General features: G+C 44.3%; 22 protein-coding genes. 7 read left to right on the top strand and 15 right to left on the bottom strand.

The annotated features are described in order from the left end of the window. The first annotated feature begins 8 nt into the window (after window positions 1–8). Genes J4N23_RS01595 through J4N23_RS01585 form a run of 3 tightly spaced genes read left to right on the top strand, consistent with a single transcriptional unit; the run spans window position 9 to window position 1,790 of the window. Window positions 9–416 (top strand): Rrf2 family transcriptional regulator, encoded by a 408-nt coding sequence (locus tag J4N23_RS01595; protein ID WP_207425255.1) that lies wholly within the window; start codon window positions 9–11, stop codon window positions 414–416. A 25-nt stretch (window positions 417–441) separates the two neighbouring features. Further along, window positions 442–1,095 carry an NAD(P)-dependent oxidoreductase gene (locus tag J4N23_RS01590; RefSeq protein ID WP_207425254.1) on the top strand — a complete coding sequence of 218 codons (654 nt, stop codon included), beginning with the start codon at window positions 442–444 and terminating at the stop codon, window positions 1,093–1,095. A gap of 8 nt (window positions 1,096–1,103) precedes the next feature. Continuing rightward, window positions 1,104–1,790: a DsbA family protein gene (locus J4N23_RS01585; RefSeq protein ID WP_207425253.1), complete on the top strand. Its 687-nt coding sequence runs from the start codon at window positions 1,104–1,106 to the stop codon at window positions 1,788–1,790. A gap of 48 nt (window positions 1,791–1,838) precedes the next feature. Here J4N23_RS01585 and J4N23_RS01580 read toward each other — a convergent pair whose 3' ends face one another. The 9 genes from J4N23_RS01580 to J4N23_RS01540 all read right to left on the bottom strand — a co-directional run bounded on the left by J4N23_RS01580 (window position 1,839) and on the right by J4N23_RS01540 (window position 14,934). Then, complete coding sequence (locus J4N23_RS01580; RefSeq protein WP_207425252.1) at window positions 1,839–4,013, bottom strand: alpha-rhamnosidase; 2,175 nt, start codon at window positions 4,011–4,013, stop codon at window positions 1,839–1,841. A gap of 68 nt (window positions 4,014–4,081) precedes the next feature. Continuing rightward, window positions 4,082–5,665 (bottom strand): sodium/solute symporter, encoded by a 1,584-nt coding sequence (locus J4N23_RS01575; RefSeq protein ID WP_207425251.1) that lies wholly within the window; start codon window positions 5,663–5,665, stop codon window positions 4,082–4,084. A 1-nt stretch (window position 5,666) separates the two neighbouring features. Continuing rightward, window positions 5,667–6,752 (bottom strand): Gfo/Idh/MocA family protein, encoded by a 1,086-nt coding sequence (locus J4N23_RS01570; RefSeq protein WP_207425250.1) that lies wholly within the window; start codon window positions 6,750–6,752, stop codon window positions 5,667–5,669. 77 nt (window positions 6,753–6,829) lie between these two features. Next, complete coding sequence (locus J4N23_RS01565; RefSeq protein WP_207425249.1) at window positions 6,830–7,594, bottom strand: L-rhamnose mutarotase; 765 nt, start codon at window positions 7,592–7,594, stop codon at window positions 6,830–6,832. Continuing rightward, a complete protein-coding gene (locus tag J4N23_RS01560; protein ID WP_207425248.1) occupies window positions 7,575–9,515 on the bottom strand; it encodes a right-handed parallel beta-helix repeat-containing protein in 1,941 nt (646 codons plus the stop codon). The genes J4N23_RS01565 and J4N23_RS01560 overlap by 20 nt, the downstream gene beginning before the upstream one ends. 8 nt (window positions 9,516–9,523) lie before the next feature. After that, window positions 9,524–10,567 (bottom strand): transcriptional regulator, encoded by a 1,044-nt coding sequence (locus J4N23_RS01555; protein WP_370527227.1) that lies wholly within the window; start codon window positions 10,565–10,567, stop codon window positions 9,524–9,526. Window position 10,568: 1 nt separating this feature from the next. Next, window positions 10,569–10,880, bottom strand: a complete 312-nt coding sequence (locus J4N23_RS01550; RefSeq protein ID WP_207425247.1) for a hypothetical protein — start codon at window positions 10,878–10,880, stop codon at window positions 10,569–10,571. Window positions 10,881–11,033: 153 nt separating this feature from the next. Further along, window positions 11,034–12,152, bottom strand: a complete 1,119-nt coding sequence (locus J4N23_RS01545) for a glycosylase (RefSeq protein ID WP_207425246.1) — start codon at window positions 12,150–12,152, stop codon at window positions 11,034–11,036. A 7-nt stretch (window positions 12,153–12,159) separates the two neighbouring features. Continuing rightward, window positions 12,160–14,934, bottom strand: a complete 2,775-nt coding sequence (locus J4N23_RS01540; RefSeq protein WP_207425245.1) for an alpha-L-rhamnosidase — start codon at window positions 14,932–14,934, stop codon at window positions 12,160–12,162. A 328-nt stretch (window positions 14,935–15,262) separates the two neighbouring features. Here J4N23_RS01540 and J4N23_RS01535 point away from each other — a divergent pair, with 328 nt between their 5' ends. Then, a complete protein-coding gene (locus J4N23_RS01535) occupies window positions 15,263–15,931 on the top strand; it encodes a class I SAM-dependent methyltransferase (RefSeq protein ID WP_207425244.1) in 669 nt (222 codons plus the stop codon). 18 nt (window positions 15,932–15,949) lie between these two features. Then, window positions 15,950–16,528, top strand: coding sequence for an O-methyltransferase (locus J4N23_RS01530; protein ID WP_207425243.1), 579 nt, complete (start codon window positions 15,950–15,952; stop codon window positions 16,526–16,528). A gap of 52 nt (window positions 16,529–16,580) precedes the next feature. On the opposite strand, the gene J4N23_RS01525 is transcribed toward J4N23_RS01530, so the two are convergent. The 5 genes from J4N23_RS01525 to J4N23_RS01505 all read right to left on the bottom strand — a co-directional run bounded on the left by J4N23_RS01525 (window position 16,581) and on the right by J4N23_RS01505 (window position 21,904). Continuing rightward, window positions 16,581–18,365 (bottom strand): STN and carboxypeptidase regulatory-like domain-containing protein, encoded by a 1,785-nt coding sequence (locus J4N23_RS01525; protein WP_207425242.1) that lies wholly within the window; start codon window positions 18,363–18,365, stop codon window positions 16,581–16,583. Window positions 18,366–18,369: 4 nt separating this feature from the next. After that, window positions 18,370–19,320, bottom strand: a complete 951-nt coding sequence (locus J4N23_RS01520; protein WP_207425241.1) for a FecR family protein — start codon at window positions 19,318–19,320, stop codon at window positions 18,370–18,372. Window positions 19,321–19,323: 3 nt separating this feature from the next. Beyond that, complete coding sequence (locus J4N23_RS01515; protein ID WP_207425240.1) at window positions 19,324–19,899, bottom strand: RNA polymerase sigma-70 factor; 576 nt, start codon at window positions 19,897–19,899, stop codon at window positions 19,324–19,326. Between the two features lie 114 nt (window positions 19,900–20,013). Then, window positions 20,014–20,664 (bottom strand): head GIN domain-containing protein, encoded by a 651-nt coding sequence (locus tag J4N23_RS01510; RefSeq protein WP_207425239.1) that lies wholly within the window; start codon window positions 20,662–20,664, stop codon window positions 20,014–20,016. 34 nt (window positions 20,665–20,698) lie between these two features. Then, on the bottom strand, window positions 20,699–21,904 hold the full coding sequence (locus tag J4N23_RS01505) for a hypothetical protein (RefSeq protein WP_207425238.1): 1,206 nt from the start codon (window positions 21,902–21,904) through the stop codon (window positions 20,699–20,701). A gap of 304 nt (window positions 21,905–22,208) precedes the next feature. On the opposite strand from J4N23_RS01505, the gene J4N23_RS01500 reads away from it, so the two are divergent. Both J4N23_RS01500 and J4N23_RS01495 read left to right on the top strand, forming a co-directional pair. Continuing rightward, on the top strand, window positions 22,209–22,568 hold the full coding sequence (locus tag J4N23_RS01500) for a response regulator (protein ID WP_207425237.1): 360 nt from the start codon (window positions 22,209–22,211) through the stop codon (window positions 22,566–22,568). Window positions 22,569–22,652: 84 nt separating this feature from the next. Further along, window positions 22,653–23,684, top strand: coding sequence for an ATP-binding protein (locus tag J4N23_RS01495; protein ID WP_207425236.1), 1,032 nt, complete (start codon window positions 22,653–22,655; stop codon window positions 23,682–23,684). Here J4N23_RS01495 and J4N23_RS01490 read toward each other — a convergent pair. After that, window positions 23,681–24,409: a LuxR C-terminal-related transcriptional regulator gene (locus tag J4N23_RS01490; RefSeq protein ID WP_207425235.1), complete on the bottom strand. Its 729-nt coding sequence runs from the start codon at window positions 24,407–24,409 to the stop codon at window positions 23,681–23,683. The genes J4N23_RS01495 and J4N23_RS01490 overlap by 4 nt on opposite strands. Window positions 24,410–24,571 lie beyond the last annotated feature (162 nt).

Here is a 24,571-nt window from a genome sequence, read left to right as displayed (position 1 = left end):
ATAACAGAATGAATAATGCTCGATTTGCAACAGCAATACACATACTAGTGCTTCTGGCAATGAAAAGGGATGAGCTATTGTCTTCTGATTTTATTGCAGGTAGCATCAATATTAATTCTGCTATTGTAAGGAAGGAATTGAGTAGCCTGCGGGACTATGGATTGATTCAGAGTAAGGAAGGTAAAGGTGGTGGTACCCGCTTAGCGAGAGGCGCTGAACACATATATTTATCTGACGTTTATCGGGCGGTAAAACAGTCGCCTCTGCTAGGACGATTCAATGATCCTAACGTCAACTGCCCCATAGGCAGACAAATCAATCATAACATTAAAGAGATAAATCAACGGGCGGAACAAGCACTACTTGAAAGGCTGCGAGGGATAAGTCTGGCAGATTTTGTGAAGCAATTCAACTGAATTTAAGGATAACATATTAATTAAAATGAAGATAGCACTAATAGGAGCTTCAGGATTTGTGGGTTCAGCAATTCTAAAGGAAGCATCAGAAAGAGGACACCAGGTAACGGCGATTTCAAGAAATCCCAAAGAGATTAATGCCACACTGTCCAATGTAACAGCCGTCCAGGCGGATATATTTAAAGCGGAAGAATTGGTGGAGGTGCTGCGAGGCCATGATGCTGTAATAAGCGCCTACAATCCGGGTTGGTCCAATCCTAATATTTACAAGGAGTTTCTTCAGGGATATGCTTCTATACAGGATGCGGTGAAACAATCGGGTGTAAAGCGGTTCATTGTTATTGGTGGGGCTGGAAGTTTGGAGATTGCTCCAGGCGTTCAAGCTGTAGATCAGCCAGATTTTCCTGCGGCAATAAAGCCAGGAGCTACTGCTGCTCGTGATTATCTCAATATCCTGAAGGAGGAGAAAGAACTCGAGTGGACGTTTTTCAGCCCCGCCTTTGAAATGCATCAGGGAACTTCCGGCGTTCGTAGAGGCACCTATAGAAAAGGATTGGACAATCCGGTATTTGATGAAGAAGGCCGGAGTGTCTTGTCGGTTGAAGATCTGGCGCTTGCCATTATAGATGAATTAGAACAGGGAAATCACATCCGTCAGCGCTTTACCGCTGCTTATTAATTAAAAATATGAAGGTTGAAGTTTGGTCGGACATTGTTTGTCCGTTTTGCTACATAGGAAAAAGAAAATTTGAGAAGGCATTGGAAGATTTTGCGGGAAAAGATAAAGTTGAGATTGAATGGAAGAGCTTTCAGCTAGATCCTTCTACCCAAAGTGAACCGGGTAAATCCGTTTACGAATATCTCGCAGAGCGAAAGGGAATGAGCCTAGAAAATTCGAAAGAAATGCATCAGCAGGTGACCCAAATGGCGAACGAAGTTGGTTTAGACTACCAGTTCGACAAGGCTGTTGTTGCAAATACCTTCGATGCCCACCGTCTCATCCACTTCGCTGCTAAGTTCGATAAACAAGGGGAAGCCAAAGAGCGATTACTGGCTGCCTACTTCATTGAAGGTAAAAACATTGCAGATTTGGATACGCTTGTAGGGCTTGCTAAAGAACTGGGATTGGATGAAAGTGAAGCCAGGGCAGCACTAGCGCAGAAAACGTATTCTGATGAGGTGAAGAAGGATATTCAGGAAGCACAGCAATTAGGAGTGCGAGGAGTTCCGTTCTTTGTATTCAATAGGAAGTTCGCTGTTTCTGGCGCTCAATCGCCAGAAGTTTTTGCTGGTGCTTTAAGCAAAGCTTTTGCCGAGGAAAATAAGCTGAACATCATTGAGGGGGACTCCTGCTCGGTAGATGGGAACTGCTAATATTGAGAAAGGCGCCTTCGAGGCGCCTTTCTTATCAGCTAACAATCTTTAAAGAGCCTGATATTTGATCTGGTACTCTTTGCCTTTGTTGATTTGTATCTCATACAGGTTATTGCCGATAGAGCGAACTGCCGCTCCCTTAACTGTCGGCTTAGTCTTGCTTTTTATTTTCAAAGCACCGGTTCCCTCGTCTGCTTTCACCTTGATCTGATTGGTGCTGCAGTAAAGGCTGATCTTTCCATTCGGCGTCGGCACCGAACCTTCCATCCACTTCAGTCCTCCCAACACGGGCTCTATTGAGTAAGTGTTGTATCCCGCGGAGGTAGGCTTCACTCCCAAATAGTATTTACCTAAAAGATAAAGCGGGCTGGCTCCCCATGCGTGGCATAAGCTCTTTCCGAAAGGACGACCGTACATGGCGTAATGCTCCACTCCTTTTTTCGATGGGTTGTATTCTTCCCAGAAAGAGGTGGCACCCAATTTCAACATACCACCCCAGTAATCTTTCATTTCTTTCAATACGTACGGCTGCTCGCCCATTGCACAAAGAGCTTCCAGCTCATAAAAACGCATGTACGGCGTAGTAATTTTTTGGATTTTATCGTTTAGCAGAACGTTTTGTTTTACACCAAGTTTCTGTTGATCTGTAAAGTAGTCGAAAAAGATACCAAACATATTAGCGTAACGGGTCACGTTTTCGGTTTGCTTGCCATCTACCCTGCTGTGCACAAGCGCTTGCTTCTGCTCGTTCCAGTAGTTTGCAAAGATTTTGGTTTTCAGATCGGCAGCAAGTGCTTTGTAGCGGGCTGCTCCGGCATTGTCCTTTGCAATTTCAGCACTTAGCGCCATCGCCTCTAAGCTTCGTGCAAATAGCACCTGCTCCACACTCACCTCTCCTTTTTTGCTCAGTCCTTCAGCCCAGTCGATGAACACCCAGTCGCCGGCTAAACCTTCCATGAGGCCATTTTTATTTCTGCGGGATAAGCAATATTCCATCAGACTCTGCATCCGCGGGTAATAGGTCTGGATGAAGCTCTTATCGCCGGTATACAAATAATAATCATAGATGCCGATAAACCAGTAGAACGTATAGTCCATAATGGTATTGATATGGCTCGTTACCGGATCTTTCCCCCGAAGCGCAGCAAGCGTACGCGTTACGGACGGCGAATCAAAGTACAGATAATAATTCATCAGGTAACTTTGATTCGCATCACCTGACCAGATCCAGCGGTCACGCTTGATTCCATCGATCAGGAATTCACGCGTGTTCAGGTGGAACGTATACTTGGCCACATCATAGATCTTGTTGATCTCCTCGTCAGAGCAGCGGAACCCACCTTTTTCAACTACCGGAAGATATTCATACAACATGGACACGGAATCGACAGAGATGTTCCCGTCGTACTGCACATTTACGTAGCGGAAGGCTTTAGTCAGATCTAAAGTAGAGTCGCGTTTTTGCGAATTGTTCACCTCAAGATAGTCAAGCGTTTCGCAGGTCTCCGTAGCTAAGGCTTCTTCCTTGGATTCACCATAGTAGATATTCACGTTTCCTTTACCATTTAAGCCGTGAAGTTTGATAAATCCGAACGTTTCTTTTCCAAAGTCAATCAACATCGATTTGCCATTCTTCACCACATTTACTGCCGATTGAGGAGTAGTGGCTAATGAGAATTTGGAAGGAGGAGTTGCTGCGGCGTTAAAGTTCCAGGAACCTGCGTTTAACCAGGTAGTCCCAGACTGATCAGAAGCCTTTCCTGATTCATCAATCCATTCCTTGTCTTCAAATGTAACCAACCAAGTATCGTCTGAAACTACTGTTTTCCCCTGAACGAAGATTGATGGAGGACTGGCATTGTTAAACACTTTCAAGCTTAACTTGTGCTTCCCGGCTGGGATGCGAATCCGTTTAGGATATCCTGAAATTGCTTTTCCATCGATCTTCACATTGTATTGGCCCTCTACGAAAAGGTCTACATCTTCGGCCTGCTTCAAATCGAAGTTTTTATGGAAATCGATCAGTGGATAATGACTGTCCAGCTTCCAAAATGGAGGAAAGAATGATCCGCGCTCTGTGCGGCGGTTTTGCATCTTATTACTTAAATAGATCTCAAAATCGCCCGGATACCAAATCCAGGTCGCTTTTGATTGAGCAAGCGATATTTCAGGCGTCAGTAAACCGAGAAACAACGTCAGAATAAAAATTCTCTTGAGGTTCATAATATACTATTGGTCTTTGTTTTCTATTTTTCCCCGATTCCGGGTTCTCTTTAAATAATTGCTATACCTTACCTGAAAATGATGTAAAGTATAACCATTGTTATTACCAGCATTGTCCATGCTACTTTTACCCGTTTGGTCGGCTTGGCGATATTCTTGGTTACTTCCAGATCTGGTTTATATACTTCTGGCGATTTGTCCAACAATGAAATGATTATCGCTACGATTAACAGGAAAGCGAAGATGTAAAACGATAATAAAAGGTAATGCGGCCAGAACGGGAACTTATCAGGCGTTAATATCCACAGGTACACGATACCCACTAGCAAACTGAACGCCGAGCCAACCGATAGCGTAAAATTCACCGCCTTTCTGGTTGTTCGTTTCCAGAATACCGTTAGCAGGAACACCACGGAGAGTGGAGGGGCGATAAATCCGAGAACAGATTGGAATACGTCGAAAAGATTCAGTCCTTTAATGTTATCAATTGCCAGGGCAGTCATCACCGCAAACACACAACCCGCAATCACTGTCAGTCTTCCTACTCTAACAATGTCTTTATTAGTCGCATTCGGATTAATCTTCTTCGCATAGACATCCATTGTGAATACCGTACTGAGCGAATTCAAAGAAGATCCGATTGTTCCTACCAAAACCGCAATTAAAACCACGATCACTAAACCGTTCATTCCCGGAGGAAAAAGATTGGTTACCATAGTCATATAGGCCTCTGCGGGATCGTTCAAGCCGGGAAACAGAATATAGCACAGGACACCTGTCAGAATAAATAAAGGAAGGGAAAGGATCTTCAACCAACCGATAAAGTTCACCCCTAATTGTCCCTGTTCAAGGTTGCGAGCTCCGAGCACGGATTGAACCATAGCCTGATCAGTACAGAAGAAGGCAATGGCGGCCACCGGATAACCCAGTAGGATTGCCGGCCACGGATATTGCTTGTCATCAGCAGGGCGTATCAGACTCCAGTACTCAGCCGGTACACTTTCGTACATTTTTGAAATACCTCCTACTTTCATGATGCCAAGTACGGATAGTGTCAGAGATACGCAAATCAGAAGGATCATTTGAAAAACATTTACCCGTGCAATTGCTTTTAGTCCACCAGCATAAGCAAATAATCCGGCAAAGAGCACCAGAACAATAACCGATTGCCACATCGGAATTCCTAAGATCTGACGTACTAAAAATCCTCCGGCAAAAAGACCCAGCGTCAGCCAGGAAATAAGGATTTTAATAAGAGCGTACCACGCCAGAATGTTCTGTGTCGAGTCTCCATATCTCTTGCCCATAAACTCGGGCATGGTAGAAACATTGGCTGCCAGATATTTAGGAGCGAATACAATGGCTAGCAGCAGCAGAAATACAAATGCGTACCAGTCGAAGTTAAGGGCAACGATTCCTGTGCTATACCCAATGCTGGCAAATGCCAGCAACATGGAAGGCCCGACGTTGGTTCCCCACATGTTAAAGCCAATACTTGCCCATCCTAAAGACTTATTTGCAAGAAACAGGGACTCGTCATCGTCTTTCTTTTGAGAGAAACTAGCCCGGTACCCGATCACAAAAAGTATGATCAGGTAAGTTGCCACGATGGCGTAATCCAATACCGTCAAACGGTCGACTATGTTTCCCATATTACTGGCTTATAGATTCAGGTGAGATGTTGAATGCTTTCAATATATCCGCAACTTTTACCGGCAAGCCCGTTTCCAGCGACTTATCCATGGCCTGAAGCAAAGCAATAGTGCCAATTCCTTCTTTGATATCTGGACAGGCAGTGAAGTTCTCGTTGATGCTATCTGCAAAGTATTCCAGGTAGTTCTGGTATTCGCCGGCATGGTGACTTTGTCCCTCGAAGCGGAAATAGTGTTTCAGGGTAGCGTCGCCCCAATGAATAATGCGCTCCTCCCCGGTGTTGTCGGTAATAGCGTAACGCAATTCGTGGTAATCGGCCTGACTAGCACCCTCTGTTCCCCTTAAGATGCAACTCATGCCACTGTCGCGTTTTGTAGGCTGGGTTGGGCCGGTGTAGGCACCGCTCACACGGGCAATTCTTCCATCTTTCGCCTTGAAGATAAAGTGCATAGTATCGTGGTTTTTTAGCCCTGCCTTTGCACCATTGGCACTCAGCATGCCATAACCCATCACTTCTTCAACTTCAGGCAGGTACCAACGGATGAAGTCGGTTGGATGACTCAAGCCACCAAATAACCACTTGAAAGCTTGCTTCAAAGACCAGCCCTTTTCCAGGAACCAGCGATGATCTGCATGGTAGTGGCCCTCAATCGTAATCAGCTCACCTATCAAGCCCTGCTCAAAATCCTTTCGCTGACGTTTCATTGGCTCAAAAAAACGAGAACTTTGTCCCACAAAAACCTTTTTACCAGTCTTAGCACTGATTTCCAAGAGTTCATTTGCTCTGGATAGGTCATCAATGAAAGGCTTTGTACATACCACGTGTTTGTCGTGTAGTAACGCCTGTTTAACATGGTCAGCATGAAGATGATCAGGGGTATAGATTGCAATTACGTCGATCTCCTTATCATCCAGCATGTCCTGATAATTGGTGGTATAATTGTGGAAATCGAATTCTTTTGCGCGCTGTCTGCACATCTCCTCGTTCATGTCGCAGATAGTCTTCAATACCCATTTTTCACTTTTTAAAGCAGCGGAGATGGTGCTTCTGCCCTCTCCAAGTCCTAATATTCCTAGTCGTAGCATGTTGGTTGTTGTATCACCTTTTGCTGGTCCCTCAAGTCGAAGGCTGCACAAAAGATGTAGTTATGATGTTTGTTGGTCTATTTTACCGGTTTTAAAAATACCCAGGTTTCGCCGGGCTTCGTTCCCTCTATCCCCTCCTGATATTTTGCCATCAGCTTATTCCATTCATCCACGCGAGGGTTATTTTCCGTTGTTTTCGGATTCAGCTTATCCAGGCTTTCTCCTTTCGGGATACTGATTACCAGCATCAGCTGCCTGCCGTTTCTAAATATCAGGAGCTGTTGGAAATTGGCATTGCAGAATCCTTTCGATAATTCAGGCCATTTCTCAAACTGCGTAGCGTGGTAGTCGAGGTACTCCTGCTGTAAAACGGAATCCTGCACCAAATTAGCTGTCAAAATGGTGTGATCCCATTCGCTAGCCAAACCATTAGGCTGGCAATGTTTCTCCCTGCTGAATTCATAGAACTTATCCCGGTACACCTTCACGTCCAGATCGGGCTGTTTAGCCAGAATCAGACTTTTAGTGAATTCCGTATCAGCGATCTTCCCGAAGATTACGTAGCGATTATTCCAATTGTACACAGCAGTTTCCGGAATCGAACTTTCGCGGATGGCCTTGAAAAGCAACGCGGTATCAAGACTTCCGCTTTTCGCGATAACCTCCATGACCAAGGGCTTTTGGGCGGCTGCTGAATCTGCCCGTTGCTCTGCAGATTTAGTATCGCTGTTCACCAGGCCTTTGCAGGCAGCGAGGTTGATTGTTAAAACAGAAAAAACTATCAGTTTCCCGATAGTTGATAAAAACGTTTTATAAGAGAGACTATTTGCTATTCGATGCATTATCCGGAGTATATTTATTGATCGCTCTGTTCGATTTATTCCCTACTTTTTCCTTCAAAAGATACTGATATTCTTTTTGTAATCCGGCAGCATTCTTAATCGAATCCGCTACCATTGGCCCGTTGTTGGTCCAGGTATTTCCGGGTCCGTTTGCATTCTGCAAGAACTTCTCGGCGGGGGTCCAGTTATCTTTCACGGTGAAGTATGACGATCCTTCGTCAGTGTACAAATAAAACCAATGGTTTGGATCATGAACGTAAGGAGCTTTGTAAATGCTGTCGACATAGTTCTCGGTGATCACAGATCCCGGCTGAGCCGATAGCGTGTAGATGGCTGCAACGTCGTACATGTGCTTGCCGTAATGGTGGATTTTATTGGCAACGATCCGGTTGTTACTCATCCCATTGATGGTTTTTGTCCATCCCCAACCTACAGAAATCCCTGTATATGCCACCTCGTTCACTTCATTATGCTCGATGTTAATCCCCTTGACGAAACCGGCGCTAATGCCAATGCATCCCCAATCTTCATTAGTTACATCCGTCACCAAATTATTAGCGATCAGGGTGTTTGAACTGATTTCGCGCTCGTTACTCGGATTGTATGGACGATGAGTCTCGAAAGCTTCGTCAGAATAGACGCCTACATGAATTCCAGTACCCCCGATGTCTTTAAATAAATTTCCTACAATTTTATCATGATGGTTGCCACGCTTATAGTCCAGACCAGTAGAGGCGAGGTGCTCGAAGCGGCAATTTTCGAATGACGTATTGTTCGTAAAAGTAGCTTCCACGGCAGCAGCAGGACGGCCTATCCAGCCCTGATTCTCCAGGCCTTTCTTGTCCGGTGTTCCGGGGACTTTGAGCTTGTAGGCATCCAGCAGATACATCCCCGCTTGAAGCGGAACGTGACCAAATTTCGAAGGGCGCAACCAGCTGCTGTGTTCAAAGCGGATTCCTTTAAAGCTAACAAAAGAAACAGGGTAGTCAATCGTTCCTTCCATCTCTACCAAGGTTTCCAGTACAGGCACTACTACGTCTGCTTTTGCCAGGTTCTCATTTTTCCTTGGCCAGTAATATAGCTTGTAGTTTCTTTTGTCCAGGTACCACTCTCCGGGTTCGTCCAGGAACTGAATGGCGTTTGACAAAATATAAGCTGAATTACCAGTTTTTTTGGAGATCCAGGGAGCTGGCCAGGGATGCTCGGACTGCACGCGGCTTTCAGGTTGGTAGAAAGAAAGTTTTACACTATCTCCTCGTACTTCTGCCGACTTTACCCTCAGATTTGCAATTGCCCACCACTGGTGGATGAACATTTCCATTCCCTGCACTTTAGATATATCGACGGCTGGTTTAGGGATCCACGTCGTTTCTTCCTTGTGATTCCAGGAGAGGATGCGGCTCATGCTATCCGCGTTTATATGACGAGCCCGAGTGGCTTTTTCATCGTTCACCCAAAGTTGACGGAAATCAAGAATATCTCCTCCCACCATTGGTGCATCGGCCACCCATACCTGTCCCTGCGCTTTGGCCGGTAAGCCTGGAACAGCCGCTGCTGCCTTCTTCCAGCCTTTTACTGACGTTCCTCCACTTAACACCGGTATTTCGCCTGGTGCCGATTGTATTACAGTAGGACTGGCTGCTGTACCAGAATCTTCGGGACGAATGAAAATAGGTTCTTCAAGGGTGTAAGTTCCGCCGCGAAGGATGATGAATACACCATTTGCGACAGAGGGATCAGCAAGACGGCGCAGATCACGAGCCTTACGGATCGCCATTCCAACATCCGCCAGCGGCTTATCCTTTGTTCCTGGATTTTGATTAGATCCTTTCGGAGACACCCAAATTTCAACTGCTTGTGTCTCAGAAAAAAAGAGGGCCAGGAAAAATATCGGTAACAGTTTATTATAAATCGTGCTCATTGCTTTGTTTAAAGTGAAGGTCGAAGGTTAATTGAAAAGTTAAGTTCTACCTTCTCCCGGTAATCTTCTGAAATCATTTTGGCTGCCAGAACTCCCATTTGTCTATAGTCTGTAGAAATGGTTGTGATTCCGTCGAGAATGAATTTTTTCAAAGGAGTTTCATTGTAGGAGATCAGTCCTACCTCCTCCCCTAGTTTAAAACCCTGTTCGCCTACCTTCTCAATCAATGTGATCATATCTGGCTCCGTTAAGGTAATATAAGCTTCTCTCCTGTTTATTTCTTCATTTTCTACATCACATATTACTTTTCGCTCGAAAGCATATTGCTGACAAAAGGAATTGAAGCCGTGAATGATCTCCTCCGGGAAATAACTTTTCTCAGGAAAAACCAGTTTCAGCGTCTCGTATTTCCCGAGTGGAACCAAAGCTTTTTCTAAAGCACCGTAAATGTCCTTTCTGAAGTTCTCGTAAATGCAGCCATGTTTTCCTTTTATGGAAGAGATATTCTTGTCGAGCAAAATCAGTTTTTCTTTTGGGATAGTGTTAATCAGCGACTCTGCCTCGGCCACATGATCATAGAAATGAGGGATAATGACATAGTGCGAATAGTCGGCTTTACCGCTCAATAGTTTTTTAAACAGCACATAGTCGTTATTGTACACATAGAAGTCGATGGGCACTTGCATCCCCAGACTGGAAACAAAGGCGTCGTAAAATACCTTCTTTTCGTCACTGATCTTATTGATTAGAAGACAAATTTTTACTTCCTGCTTAATTTCTGTAGTCGCCACATAATGACCCTTGCCGGGAATAGCTTGCAAAATGCCCATGTGCTGCAAGTATTTGTAGCCCTTATCTGCTGTCTCTCTGGATATTTCGAGATTGCATGACAATTCGTTTAACGAAGGTAGGAGGATGTTCTTTTGGATCTTCCCTGCTTCGATAGCACTTAGAATTGAATACGCAAGTTGTAGATACTTGGGAGTAGCAGAATACATATCTACCTGAATATTCTCAAAAAAGTTGTTAGCAAAAGCAGAAGACATTTTCATATTACTTACTTTTTATAGTGATACTAGCAGGCCTTAATCCCTGCGAAGTCGCTTCCAGTTTTATTTTTCCAGATTTCTTAGTCGACTGAACAATTGCCAGACATTTGCCGTTAAATGCTTTCCGGTAGTTAGCCTTAAACGGTTCGTGGCTCGACTGATAGCGATTATCTACTCCCACAATAGCTCCTTCACCCGCTATCTCAAAGCTCACCAGATGGTTTGCATTTGGCACCAAGTTACCTTTTGCATCCAGCACTATCACCGATATAAAGGATAGGTCCTTTCCAACAGATACTTTGATTTTCGATAGCATAGTTAGTACACTAAGGCTGATTTAGGTAGTGATTTTCTGTCGAGAAGCCAGGTTGCTCTGCGCTTACCGCACCGTAAGACGCAGAACCTGACTTACCAATCATTAAACAATTTACTAGAACCAATTTTAAAATCTTATATGTATTTGTTAGGCCTACTTTTTTGGAGCCGCTACAAAGTTTAGTTTGCTTTTGCCAAGGTCTTTGGAGGTAGCTACAGCAATACCTCGCTGTTCAGCCTTATTCACCCCGCAATAGTAATGATACACTACTCCTTTATGCTTTACTACAAACGACTTATGCGCATACAATTCGTCGTAATTCTCAGAAGATTCAATGAGATTATCACCGTTCCAGTCGGTCCAGTTGACCATATCCTTCGATGCTGCAAAGCGATTGAAAGCACCTTTACGATCTTGCCAGAAAGCACCGAAGTAAAACATCACCCAAGTATCATTAATTTTCTGCAGAACTGCGTCACCAGTAATTCCAACCGGATGATGTACTACTGGCTCCGTGTTGAATCGCTTCCAGTTCACCATGTCATCAGAAACAGCCATACCGATCCGCTCGAACCAACGTGTTTTGATGTTGTTCTTTGCCGAATCTCCGTTGGCGTTATAATACATCACAAAAGGATGCCCTGTCGTTTTTTCTTTATCCCAAACAACACTACTCTTAAATAGCTTTCGGTTTTCCCACCATCTGACGTCAGCATCTTTTGACGTGAAAATGGGATTAGGCATGCGCTGCCATTCATGCGGCTTCGATGGGTCTTTTTCAGTAAAAGCCATTCCGATCTTCAGATCGCCCTGTTCGTAGCCTTTGGTGTCTCCACCGAAATAGGACATCCAGTACTTTCCCTTATGTTTTTTTAGCTTGTAGCTTCCACCCCACTTATGATCTTGCAGGGCAATATAACCTGCACGCTGATGGGCGTCCCACTTGCTCGTATCTGCTCCAAAGCTCATCACCTTGCCCAAGGTTTCCCAGTTCAGCAGGTCTTTACTTTTTGCAAGCCAGGTTTCATACCCCCGACCGTCGAACACTACGTAGGTCATGTACCATTTATTTCCCTTTCTGAAAACGCTGGGACAATCAAGTTTTTTTGAATTATCCTCCGGAACTTTTACCAGCCCGTATTTGTAAGGAGTTTTTATCTCATTATACAGTTCCTGCATTTTTTCTTGTGGGACTGTAGCATTACTGTTCTGGGCAAGACTTGGCGAAGCTGAAGCCAGAAGAAAGAAGAGTGTTAAATATCTAAGTTTCATGTGTTTGTTATTTTTTTGATGCGTTGAACTGGTAAGTCCCGGAACCTACCTTCACGATTGCCCGACCATCTTTAAATCCAGCAAATTGCACGTTTTTCTGATTTGAAAGCGGCTGGTCATCCACTTTGATCAGGTCTGTCGCGTTAGCCGGAATATGGATAGTAGCGGTAGTATTAGCAGGAACCTCTACGGTTATCTGAAAATCGGTAGCAGTTTTTTTCCAATCGCTCCGGATTGTGCCGTAAGGAGAATCGTAGCTCGCTTTCGCAAAATTTACGTCACCTACTGGTTCCGGCTTTATGTCTATCTTATTGAACGCAATAGCGCCATCTGTAGCCCGGATTCCACCTAAACCACTGTAAAACCATTCCATCAGATGCCCCAGCATCAAGTGATTATTTGAGACTGTAGGAAGTGCAGCCCAGGATTCTGTAAGTGAAGTTGCTCCTTTCGCTAACTGGTATCCGTAGCCAGGAACATCGGTACGACTGTTCATGTCGAAAATAACATCAGAACGACCGGCATTTTCAAGCACTCTCAACAGGTAGCGAAATCCAATATCGCCAGCAGTAAGTGCATTGCCTCTGTCCCGAATATCTTTTATCAGGTTAGCAAGTACTGCATCGCGGTACTGTGGCTCAACCAAATCCATATACAAGGCCATTGCATTGGCGGTTTGACTGCCCGTGGCATACTGCTTTGTTTCCTTATTGAAGAAATGTTGATTAAAGGATGCCTTTACTTCAGTTGCCAGTTTTCGGTAGCGTTCTGCATCCGCAGGTTTTCCAAGCATCTGCGCAATGCTATCCATGATATTTAAATCATAGTAATAAATGGCAGTGCCAGTAACGCCCATCGGCGTAAGCTGCGATACACCCGGCGGTTTCGGTCCCAGATCGTACCAGTCGCCCAAACCTTGCGATAGGATGTGCTTGTTCGCTTTAGTTTGCAGATAGGAAAGATACTTCTGCATCATTGGGTAACTTGACTCCAGAATCTGACGATCTCCGTACCACTGATACATATACCAGGGCATAATAACGCTATTGCTTCCCCATTCAGGTGAATCGCGGAACATGTCCCCTCCCCACTCAAACTTCACATACTCGGGAGCAGTTTCAGGCACAAGACCGTTCTCAAGTTGCGTTGTCTTCATGTCCTGAATGTTCTTTCTTCCAAGGTTGGAAATGTCGTAGTTGTAGCGCATCGAAGAGCCCATGAGGTGAACTTCTTCTAACCAGCCGAGTTTCTCTCGGTGCGGACAATCTGTAAATACACTGGCCATATTGCTCTTGATGGCCCAATCAATTAATTTATCAGTTTTATTAAACAGCTCGTTAGATGATACAAACTCACCTACCCGTGGCGCTGCATTTCGTGTATGCAGTCCTTTGATGCCTACGAGTTGCGGGAGACCGTTATTTTTTGTTTTAGACGCAGAAGACCGGGCAACTTGTAGGTAGCGGAAGCCATAGTAAGTGAAACGTGGCCGCCAGGTTTCGAGCCCCTCTCCCTTAAGAATATAGGTGAAATAGAAAGGACTTCCGGTTGGTCGCTGGTTCACCGATCCGTCCGCTTTCAGCAATTCGGCTGGAGCGATTCGCACGGTATCTCCTTTATTTCCCTTTACTTGCAACTCGATAATTCCAGAAGCATTTTGTCCAAGGTCAAACACTAAATCACCGTTGGGCAATGTATTAGTGCTAACGGGAGTAAATTGTTCGAAAACCTTAAGAGGTTCTGCCATCTGAGAAAGCAGCTTCGGTGGGCCATCCACCAGCAATACATTTCTCCAATTGGTCGCTTTGAATCCCGGCTTGTTCCAACCGTTTTGCTCCAAATTTGCATTATAGTCTTCACCACCGTAGATGCTCGAAAAAACGATGGGACCTGGAGCTGTCTTCCAGCTCTGATCACTGATCACATTTTCTGAAGAACCATCGGAGTACTCCAATACAATTCTCGTAATCATCTTTGGATAACCGAAGGCGGCCTTCAATTTCCGGAAGCGCCCTTTCACCGGCGGAACGTAGTAGAAGCCATTGCCGAGCATAACCCCTACTGTGTTTTGACCCTGTTTTATTTTATCTGTCAGGTCGAAGCTTACATAAAGTGCTTCCTTATCGTACTTCGTCCATCCCGCATCCAAAAAGTGGTCACCCACTTTTTTTCCATTGATGCTAAGTTCAAAATGTCCTGGTCCGGCAACAAAGGCAGTTGCTCGTTTTAGCTTCTTTTTAACCGAAAAGTCCTTCCGCAACAGCGGTAAAACATTGTTGGTAGTTATTTTATCGACTTTTTTATCTGTAGGAAGCGGGGTGATAAGAGAATCAGGAAGTTTTTCATAAGCGATCCATTTGGCTCCCTTCCAGTCAGCTGGCGAGAGCAGCCCCATGCTGAAGGATGCAGGATCACTCCATGCGGAACTCTTGTTGTTGTTATCCCAGATCATCACCTTCCAGAAATACTTTTTTGCAGGTTGGAGGCGATTGCCACTGTAGGGTACTTGTATAGAAGCCGAGGATGTTACTTTTTTAGAATCCCACACATTTCCCTTATTCTGCTTTAGGTTTGACAGGTCGTCCGACACTAATACTCTGTAAGCAACTTGTTTTACTCCTCTGTTCGCGGATTTTATCTTCCAGCTTAGTCTCGGGCTGAGCATCTCCACCCCCAGCGGATTTACCTTATTCTCACATTTAATATCATATAAACTCAAATCCTGAGAAAAGACCTGGATCGAGATGAGCATTGCAAGAAGTAATGTGCTTATCTTATGCATGTTTAACTAATAAATTGGCCAATTCCCTGCTCGCAAATGCTGAGAAAAAGTAAAATAGTTTTTTTAGTCTAGCTGCAGGTTGGTTAGCTTATTACAAAAATAGAACGGTGATGAGAAGGTTTTTTATACCAAGTTCTCCAGGTATTGTAGGATTTTATCCTCGCCAGTATTTTATAAGTTACAAAGTAATGTAATATCCGATAAGCATAGCAGGCTGGCAAAACAAGATGTTGGCCGAACAGTTACCACTAATAACCGGACGAAGAGCAGAGTTTGGGAGAGTGGTTACGAGAAACATAGGTCCCGGTATGGAACAACCAACTAGTTTATGAAAACGATAGAAATGTTTGACGGAGAGCGAGCTACTCACTATGATACTTCCATCCGAAAATGGTTCCCCAATTACGACAATCTTGCCGAGCTGCTTTTTCCAATATTGAAATCACGGCTTAGTAAGGATCAATCACACCGCGTATTGGTGGTTGGATCAGGTACAGGAAACGAATTATACTCATTGGCAAGCATTAAGCCCACATGGGAGTTGGTCGGTGTTGATCCTTCAGCCATTATGAATCAGCTCGCTAGGGAAAAGACTAAAGAATTAAGCAATGTTAAGATCGTGGAGGGAACAGTGCATGAAGTTGATGGGAACTTTGACGCTGCAACCTGTATTCTCGTAACCCACTTTTTTGATACCAATGTAAAGAAGGCCATTTTTCAGAAGGTGTTTGATCTGCTGGAGCCGGGAGGCACGTTTATCCTGGCAGATATCACAGGAAGTAAAAAGGCATTCAATGAAAACTTTGAGCTTTATAAAGGATATCAACTGCTGAATATCGAAGATGATACTTTGGAGAAGGGCCTGCATCATATTGAAAACGAGCTGTTTTACATCAGTGAAGAAGAGTTGACGGGCTTGCTTAAGTCGGTTGGTTTTAAGAAGGTTAATAAATTCTTTCAATGGCTTATATTTGATGCATGGGTGATAGAAAAGTAAAAACACCCGTTAAACCTTATGACAGATTCAATCATTTGTACTCCTGCTGATTATGCCAGTATTCAGCGAGAATCGCAGAAAATCAACTTCTCCATGCCTTCTGATTTGCAGACAGGCAGTCTTCTTCGGACACTCGTAGCTTCAAAACCGGCTGGTCGCTTCCTTGAATTGGGCACCGGCACTGGTTTGTCCCTCTCCTGGATCGTTGGGGCCATGGACGCTAAATCTTCGATCATCTCTATCGACAATAGCGAAGAATATCTAGCGATAGCCAGAAGTTTCTTTAAAGATAATAGCCGGGTCACTATTCTCTGTACCGATGGCAACCAGTGGCTTCAGCAATATCAGGGGGATAAGTTTGATCTGATTTTTGCGGATGCCTGGCCTGGCAAGTATAGTAATCTGGATCTAGCGCTGGAATTGTTAGTACCGGGCGGGCTTTACATCATTGACGACATGTTGCCACAACCTAATTGGCCGGAAAATCATCAGGGCAATGTAGATTCCTTGATAGCGCTTTTAGAGGCCAGGACGGATGTTCAACTTACAAAGATGAACTGGTCTACGGGAATTATTATCGTTACCAAAATCGGCTGAATAAGTGCTCGCTTAGCTAGTCATGCAGCTTCTCTGAGCTGTTCTTCAGGCGCTACATGAAAGTAATTCCTAAATTATAGCCCAGCCAACCATAGGTGTTTTCAAAAAGTTGACGGGCGTTAGTTGGTGTAATGGTGCGTTTGAATCCTGATTCCGTGGGGGATTGTTTTTGTTGATGGTAAATACTGTAGGAAGGACCTGCAAAAATTGTTAATCCTTTTATCACTTTCCACTGCAACTGAAGTTGCAATTTATTCCAGCTGCCCACATTTTCAAGGTCCCCCAGGTAAACCAGCTGCGATGCCAGTTCTGAAGCCAGCGAAAGTCGGTTATTAAATAGAAAGTCGTGCCCCAAACCCAGACCGGCGGTATAGGCTTTCGCCGAGTCTGCAATGTTCGCGCCTGCTGAGAGAATCGTATACAACTTCGCGTTACCTGTTTTGATGGAAAGATTGGTATTGATAGCTTCGTTGGCAGAGATAGATATCTTATGATAGCCCTTCCGTACGAGGTTAAGAAGTCCGATACTATAGCCAGACGAAGTGTCTGCAATATTGATGAGCCCAACTTGGGTCCCATGCATCTTCTTCGCAACATTGAATAGCCCTGCTACCTGGACGCCATCCATGGTTTTTCCGGTGACGTTCCCCAGTCCCGCCGCTTGTACGCCTTTCAGTGATTTGCCGCTAAAGTTTAATAGTCCAGCCGCCTGAACGCCGTCAAGTTTCTGTTGACCGATGTTGATTAGGCCTGCAAATTGACCGCCCTTAAAGTCCTTGCCAACACGATTAATTAGTCCCGCTGCCTGTACTCCTTCCGACTTCCGGTTCACACTATTGATCAGACCCGCAAGTTGCACCCCGTCTAGGCTATCTAAAACCATATTTACCAAACCAGCACTTTGAACGCCTTCCACAGATCCACCCACCAGGTTAAATAATCCCGCCGCCTGCACTTTCTTCACGTCCTGCTTGTTGATGTTAAACAGTCCTGCTAGTTCAACTCCATCCACTCCAGCTGTATATCCGCCCAGGACATTCAGCGAACCTTTATTTACTACCTGCGAGCTAAGCATCCCGTGGGAACTTAGACCTGGTAGAAAAGAAGCCTGAAAGGGGCTGTTAGCCAGGAAGCCAGGGATGTTTAAACTTTGGATCCGCTGCCGGGAGCTGAGCAGAAAGCGACTAATACCATAACGTTCTACAATACTGAGAACCCCGTTCTCCCCTGCTTTAGACTCAAAACCTTCCGGACGAATGGTAATGGAAGAAAGAAAGCGAATGGTAGTGTCCCTGAAATTGTCTTTACTGACGGTGAGCACCACACTTTCATGGTTGCCCTTGAATCGAAGTTTGAAATAACCGTTATTGTCCGTGAGCGTCGATTTGAGGAGTTGCTTTTCGTACACACTCGCGTCCTTTACTCCCTGACCCGTTTTTTGGTCCAATACATAACCCTCTATCTCATAGAAGTTTTTCTGGCTCGCGATATTCTCCGTCTTGAGGTCCAATCGCCCCGAAATGCTTTTTAGAATAATGTAGTTCGAGCTCTCCTTGTATTCAACATTGCCTTTAAAAAGTTCATCCAACACATGCCTCACCGTCTTGTTCTGAACCGCAACGGAAACGACACTGTCCTTTTTAATGGCATTTCCGCTGTAAGAAAAAACGAAGCTTCCGGCGTGACTGATCCGGTTAAGTACTTCTCCTAAAGGCTGGTTGACAATTCTGATGGAAATGTTTCTGGACAGATTAGAGAACTTCGGTGAACTGTGTTGAGCCTTCGTCTGCAGCAAAGCGCATAAAAAAATGATAAGGAAGAAGCCCGAGCGTTTCATATTGTTATCTCAAAATAAACCTTTCATCACGCCTTTCAACGCTGATATCGAACGTGTCCTTGATTACCTGAAGAATATTTTCGATGGGTTCATTTTTAAAGGTAGTGGTAATTGTAAGGTTACGAATCTCTGGATTCTCAATCACAATTTCTGTTTGATAAGCTTCATTAAGAACCTCTACAACACGCCACAAAGGAGTATTATCTGCTACAAATTCTTTAGTTCGGTAGTAGTTGTAAAGCTGGTCGGTGTTTTTCTCCACCTCCATCGTTTCCTGGTCCCGAAACACAACCTTCTCTCCTTTTCGAAGCCTTACTTGCTGCTGACTTGAACTCACCTCCACTACTCCGGTTTCTACAATTACCTCGGTTTGGTTTTTAGTATGCTTGATATTGAACGATGTTCCCACCACCTTTACGCTTAGCTTATCCATTTTGATGATGAAGGGCTTTTCCTTATCAGGGCTCACCTTAAAGAACACCTCTCCTTTTTCGAGCGTTACTAATCGCTGTTTCCGCGACCGGGAGAAAGCGTAAGAAATTTCGGAATGTTTGTTTAGTGTTACCTCCGATCCGTCTGGAAGCGTTTCTGTCACCACAGACTGTGCTGCTATGAGGCTGTCGCTCTGCACATTCAAATACTGATACATAAACCAGGCTCCTGATATGAGCACCAGCACGGCTGCAACTTTCAACCATATACTTTTGACCGTGAGTGCTTTTATAGGAACTATCTGAGGCTGCTCTTGTGGTAACCTTTTTTTGAACCGGTCCCAGGCTGCGTTTTCATCTACAGTACTTTTCGATGCCAGGTTTTTGCTATGACTCCATATCAGTTCCATGCGAGCAAATTCCTTCTGGTTCTCGAGGTCGGACTCAAGCCAGTTCTGAACACGCTGTTCCTCTTCGGCCGTGGTCTCTTTCAATAGATATTTAACCAGTAGTTCGTTGTCCATAGCCTACAAAAACCGATTTGAAAGCCAAAGCATTACCAGAGGTAGAAACTCAGCCAGTTTAACACGTAATATTTTCAGGGCTTTGCCCATTTGGTTCTCTACCGTTTTGATAGAAATACCTAACTGCTCGGCAATTTCCTTGTATTTTAACTCTTCAAACCGGCTCATCTGGAAAATGGTACGGCATTGTTGCGGTAGCTCATCGAGGGCGTCTGCTATTCGGCCTTCCAGCTCTTTTAATTCGAGCTTTTTTGCTGCACTTCCGGCTTCCGCCGAGCCTGAACGACTTGCATAGTCCTCGTATTTGGCCCTCGTCTTATTTTGCTGGAAGTAATTCAAACAGTCATTGTGCACCGACTTATAAAGATAAGCCTTGATAGATATTTGGATGTTGAGCTGCTCTCGTCTTTCCCAAAGTTTCAAAAACACCTGCTGAACAATCTCCTCCGCCTGCTCCTCATCTTTCAGCATCATATTCGCATAGGCGTGCAGTGCCTTGAAGTGCTCCTTGAACAATCGCTCAAAAGCATCTTCTGTGTACGACTGGTTGAAAGCTGGAGCAGTAGCAGTTAATTCCACTTGTCTAATTCTGCCTCAAACTTAGACAAAAATAGATTCCCCTGAAAGAAGTTAGGAACAGCAAAAAAAGTGTTTCTTGCTGCAGTTGAGCTCGCGCTGCAGCAAGAAAGTAAACTAAAACCGGATCAGTTCTCCGCTTCCACTGATCCTTGAATCGATTTGAGGGCTTCCGTGGTAATAGATTTTCCCGCTTCCGCTGATTCTTGCCTTTAGATGATCTTCTACAGATACCGTTGCATCACCACTTCCTGAGATATTAACATCGGCCCTCTTGCTAAATACGCTTTGAAGGTTGGCATCTCCTGAGCCCGAAATGGTAACTTCTACCTCTTCGGCATCAAATCCATCCTGCACCTCCACATCACCAGATCCGCTGATTCGAACGTCGAAGACATCCTGAAAAGGAAAATCTCCGGTAATATGGACTTTCCCGCTGCCACTAAGGTTCACACCTTTAATTATCGGCATGGTAACCACTACTTCCACGTCGTCATCAGTCACATTTACACGCTCATATCCTAGTTTAAGAGTGCCACCAATTACCTCGGTTTTAAATCTGGGCAGCAGATTAGAAGAGCCCCTCAGTTCGACTTTGTACTCGGCTCCGTATTTGATGTGAATGCGTTTCGAACCTGAGCTTAGTACATGGTGGAACTCTCTCGGTGTACGGACTTCTGTCTGAATGTTGCCGTTTGCTTCGATGCGTTCTTTCGTGCACGAGATGAAGAAAAATCCTAGAAATGTTAGAAAAAATAAAGTTTTCATGTTGTTGTCTTATCGATGGTTAAAAATGTGTGAATTAGAAAATGAGGTTTATTCCTGCGGTGTAGCCGATGTATAAGGCGCTGAAGTTATCGCTCCACCGATGCTGTCGCTCCCAGATGTAATGGTTTGAAAGATTCTTGCCTTCAGTGGTATTTGTATTGATGAAGTTTAAAGAAGTCCCGCCAAAGAGCTCCACTTTACCTGCTATCCTCAAAGAAGGCATCAGTTTAAGTGATGTCTTAAAGTATTCGCCGAAGTTGAAACTTTCGAGTGTTTGAAAGGTAGCTTCTGTGTTAAATCGGAATGCGCCAAGGGGAAGTAAGTGTGCGCCCAAGCCGGCCTCCATCGCGTAGACCTCGTCTTCGTTCTTAAAGTTGTATCCAACCCCAAGGATTCCATACATTATTTTACCACCCGAGCGAAAGGAGAGCATAGCGGTTTGCGTTTCGTCAATGCTGAAACCAATACTTTTTTCTCCGTTTCTGATGATGTTGATAATGCCAATCGGGCAGTCGCTGCTGTCGGCAATATTGATGAATCCGGCAATCTGCGCTCCTTTCACTTTTCTTGCGATGTTAATAAAGCCCGCAACCTGCGATCCCTCAACATCCCCAGCAGTATTGATGAAGCCCGCTAGTTGTGAACCACTCACCAAGCTTCGGCTTGTATTTCCGAAACCCGCGAACTGGGAACCATCTATGCCTTTTGCCGTATTCACGAACCCGGCAAACTGCGTTCCTTCAATGGTAGTCGCGTGATTCGAGAATCCTGCAAATTGTGCTCCCCGTAATTCCTGAGCAGTGTTTAAGAAGCCGGCGAACTGAGCTCCTTCCACATTGCCCGTACTTACGTTCGAAAACCCAGAAACCTGAAACCCTTTGCCAGCTCCGTATGTATTTGCAAAACCTGCGACAAGCACTCCATCCGTCTTTTTTCCAATGTGGTTAGAAAAGCCCGAAACTACCACCCCTGTCGCGTTGTTTTTCACGACATTTGAAAATCCAGCAATGGCTACTCCCTGCTCTTCGGCTGATAGGCCAGCAATAGCATTCAAGGAAAATACGTTAGTGTCGGCTGCAGCCTGCGTTCCGTTTGTACTGATGGGATAGACCAGGCCAATGTTGACTTTAGGGCGGTTATAATTTTGTGCCTGTAGGGTATTAGCAGCGAAAAAGCTTGCAATCACTACTCCAGATAAACCAAAGTTTTTTAGCAAGTTGCTATAAGTTGAAATTCTCATTTTTTTGTTGTTTGGTAATGGGACAGTGAGATTTCGTTTTACCCCTATCGGAAAAAAAACTTTTTTTTTGAGACGACTTAGAATGAAGAGAATGCCAGCCGGGCCAACATTTTACTAGTTGTAGTGCCTAGCAGCAGGTTGAAAATACTAGCTGCGATAAATCGGCGTTATGGTTTGATGCCAGAAACTTTTTAAAAAATAAGTGTTTCAGAAAATCAATTTCCTGCGATATATGTTTAAACAAGGTTTACCTGGTTGAAGAATGAATTTAAAGCTCGCTCTCTCCAAATGAGGTTTTAAATTAATGAAAAGAAAAAAAGTACTCATTATTGACGACGATCTATCTTGCCTGGACGTGATGCAACTGGTAGTAAGTGGTCTGGGATTTGAGACCTATACATTCCCTACCTGGAAATCAGAAACGATTCAGGAGATCATTAACATCCGGCCGGATGTAATCATTCTTGACGAGTGGTTGATTGGGGTGAAAGGCAGTGATCTTTGTGTTATCTTAAAATCGATCAATCAATTGAGACGAGTTCCGGTAATACTTGTTTCAGGCACAGAAGGACTGGCAGAAATTGCAAGACGCTCTCAAGCCGATGGTTTCGTAGAAAAACCGTTCGATATTGCAGAAATTGAAGAAATTGTATTGAGGTTCTGACCGGATCGGTCTATTCCTGTTAGTTGTGGTATTTTTAAAATTTCCTAGCTTAGGTGCTCGTTTAGTAAATTACCTGAACTGGAGATGAGTAATAAGAGTATCACAATTAAGGATATCTTGTGGCAGTTGAAAGCCGATCTTATTGGGAAAGATTCGCACCGGGGAATCACGCTCACCTATGCCTGGCTGGCAAATCAGTTTGGTCATTTTTCCCTTGGTTTTATTCCTACGCTTGGTGTCTACCACCTTCTGCTGGAGCGCCCAACCGTTACTAGTCCTGATATCCGCGCCTCTGTTTCGATAGCGGTTTTTTGGCTTGTGTTTGAGCTTATCAACTTTCTGGTGCCACTCATCCTCTCAAAATTAAGGAAGGAACATACGTTTCCTCCCGCCTGGGCTAACATCGCTTTCGATACGTTTACAGACCTCTGCTTTTTTTGGATGGGAACCGTTGTAGCTGTATTGTTTATAAGTTTTAGCGTAGGAAAGATAAGTGTGCTGCTGGTCCTGCTACTCTTCCTGGCCTGGCCCTCCTACCATTGGTTTCTTACTAAGCTTTATCTCCAGGGTGCCCGATATCCCTTTCAGCTGCGTCTTAGTCAGGTGCGACTTCCTATGTCGAATGGTAATAAAAAACTGGTTTTTGACTACCTCAATTCTCAAGAAGAGGGCAAACATCTGCTCATCTATGGAGGACGTCAGAGTGGAAAGACAAGTTTAAGCGTCGCTCTGGCTACGGAACTGTCCATCCGTCACCACACAGTATTCTATACTACTGCCATGAAGCTTTTTAGTCTGTTTGCCGAATCAGGTCTTGCAGAAAGCCGGCAAGATATTCTCTGGACTTGGCGCGAGGCCTCCTTGCTGATTATCGATGACATCAACCCTGGTTGGCCCGTTCCCAGAAGTTTAATCACTGCCGATGGCTTTCGTCAGTTAATTGATCTGTCGGAAGAGTTGTCTGAAGTAAACAGACAGGTATTGAAAGAGAAAAATGTTATTTGGGTGATCGGTGCAGAGGCAGGGAATCGGTCGCATTCATCTTCTTGGGAGAAGATGTTGCTTGGCATTGGAATCCCTGCCACAAAGATTAGCACAGTTTATCTTTTGGATTAGGGTAAGATGTGGTTTTCATAAGCAAAGGTTACGAGGTGGGATAAACTCTTGACATCAAACCTTTTGTATAGCGGTAGTATTCGTTTCTCAATTGCTGATTGTGATACCCCGAATTGATGTGCAATCTCTTTAAATGAATAACCTTTAGCCACGTAAGCTAGCGCTTCCTTCTCTTTGTCTGATATTGCGAAGTGCTTAAAAAGCTCTTTATTCAACTCATCCTCAAACTCCGTTTTATCGGGTCCGTAAGCGGCATATCGCATTACTTTACCTAGAGCAATGCTATGATTTACCTGATTGCGCCCAATAATCTCGGTAACCCTTCCATTTTCTGAACCGAAAACGCCGACACGAACTATCAAGGGTATATGGGTGCCGTTTTTATGGATTTTCTTCAGCTCGATGGTGAAGCTGTACTTCTCGAGGTTTACCGTTTTACTAAGAATGAACATCAGCGCTTTGTCGTTCAGCTCATAAGAGAATGGCGCATATTCAGGAGAAGTGATGCTGACGATCGTTAACATATTGATTTCGTTATCCTTATAACCTAAAATCTCTTCCCATCCGTCGGCATAAATCATCCGGTTTTCTTTGAAAGAATAGATATAAATAGCTTCCTCTGGAAATCTTTGAATAGTCGTTTTGAAAGTTTTGGCCCTTTCGCTGCTAAGATCTGCTGGGATAGCCGTTATCCTGGACTTTGAAAATTCACCCTGTTTAGACATCTATGGTTTAGTTAGATTTAAGCTGTTATCAACCTGCGAATTTACACAGTTGCGATGAAATCGGAGTTAAATTATTTTTGTCCCAGCTAAAAAAAAGGTTTTCTTGTTTTACCTATGAAAAAGATTTAACCCGCACAAAACAACAAGCCTTAAGGTAACAAC

Source organism: Pedobacter sp. SYSU D00535 (assembly GCF_017355855.1).
Taxonomy (GTDB): domain Bacteria; phylum Bacteroidota; class Bacteroidia; order Sphingobacteriales; family Sphingobacteriaceae; genus Desertivirga.
Note: the sequence above shows the minus strand (reverse complement) of the source record. Positions and strands in the feature narration are given on the sequence as shown.

Coding starts and splice junctions, on each gene's coding strand:
- J4N23_RS01510 (WP_207425239.1), bottom strand. CDS start 20,664: ATGAAAACTTTATTTTTTCTAACATTTCTAGGATTTTTCTTCATCTCG.
- J4N23_RS01595 (WP_207425255.1), top strand. CDS start 9: ATGAATAATGCTCGATTTGCAACAGCAATACACATACTAGTGCTTCTG.
- J4N23_RS01490 (WP_207425235.1), bottom strand. CDS start 24,409: ATGTCTAAACAGGGTGAATTTTCAAAGTCCAGGATAACGGCTATCCCA.
- J4N23_RS01545 (WP_207425246.1), bottom strand. CDS start 12,152: ATGAAACTTAGATATTTAACACTCTTCTTTCTTCTGGCTTCAGCTTCG.
- J4N23_RS01555 (WP_370527227.1), bottom strand. CDS start 10,567: ATGAAAATGTCTTCTGCTTTTGCTAACAACTTTTTTGAGAATATTCAG.
- J4N23_RS01565 (WP_207425249.1), bottom strand. CDS start 7,594: ATGCATCGAATAGCAAATAGTCTCTCTTATAAAACGTTTTTATCAACT.
- J4N23_RS01535 (WP_207425244.1), top strand. CDS start 15,263: ATGAAAACGATAGAAATGTTTGACGGAGAGCGAGCTACTCACTATGAT.
- J4N23_RS01540 (WP_207425245.1), bottom strand. CDS start 14,934: ATGCATAAGATAAGCACATTACTTCTTGCAATGCTCATCTCGATCCAG.
- J4N23_RS01495 (WP_207425236.1), top strand. CDS start 22,653: ATGAGTAATAAGAGTATCACAATTAAGGATATCTTGTGGCAGTTGAAA.
- J4N23_RS01570 (WP_207425250.1), bottom strand. CDS start 6,752: ATGCTACGACTAGGAATATTAGGACTTGGAGAGGGCAGAAGCACCATC.
- J4N23_RS01590 (WP_207425254.1), top strand. CDS start 442: ATGAAGATAGCACTAATAGGAGCTTCAGGATTTGTGGGTTCAGCAATT.
- J4N23_RS01575 (WP_207425251.1), bottom strand. CDS start 5,665: ATGGGAAACATAGTCGACCGTTTGACGGTATTGGATTACGCCATCGTG.
- J4N23_RS01505 (WP_207425238.1), bottom strand. CDS start 21,904: ATGAGAATTTCAACTTATAGCAACTTGCTAAAAAACTTTGGTTTATCT.
- J4N23_RS01525 (WP_207425242.1), bottom strand. CDS start 18,365: ATGAAACGCTCGGGCTTCTTCCTTATCATTTTTTTATGCGCTTTGCTG.
- J4N23_RS01550 (WP_207425247.1), bottom strand. CDS start 10,880: ATGCTATCGAAAATCAAAGTATCTGTTGGAAAGGACCTATCCTTTATA.
- J4N23_RS01580 (WP_207425252.1), bottom strand. CDS start 4,013: ATGAACCTCAAGAGAATTTTTATTCTGACGTTGTTTCTCGGTTTACTG.
- J4N23_RS01500 (WP_207425237.1), top strand. CDS start 22,209: ATGAAAAGAAAAAAAGTACTCATTATTGACGACGATCTATCTTGCCTG.
- J4N23_RS01560 (WP_207425248.1), bottom strand. CDS start 9,515: ATGAGCACGATTTATAATAAACTGTTACCGATATTTTTCCTGGCCCTC.
- J4N23_RS01585 (WP_207425253.1), top strand. CDS start 1,104: ATGAAGGTTGAAGTTTGGTCGGACATTGTTTGTCCGTTTTGCTACATA.
- J4N23_RS01530 (WP_207425243.1), top strand. CDS start 15,950: ATGACAGATTCAATCATTTGTACTCCTGCTGATTATGCCAGTATTCAG.
- J4N23_RS01520 (WP_207425241.1), bottom strand. CDS start 19,320: ATGGACAACGAACTACTGGTTAAATATCTATTGAAAGAGACCACGGCC.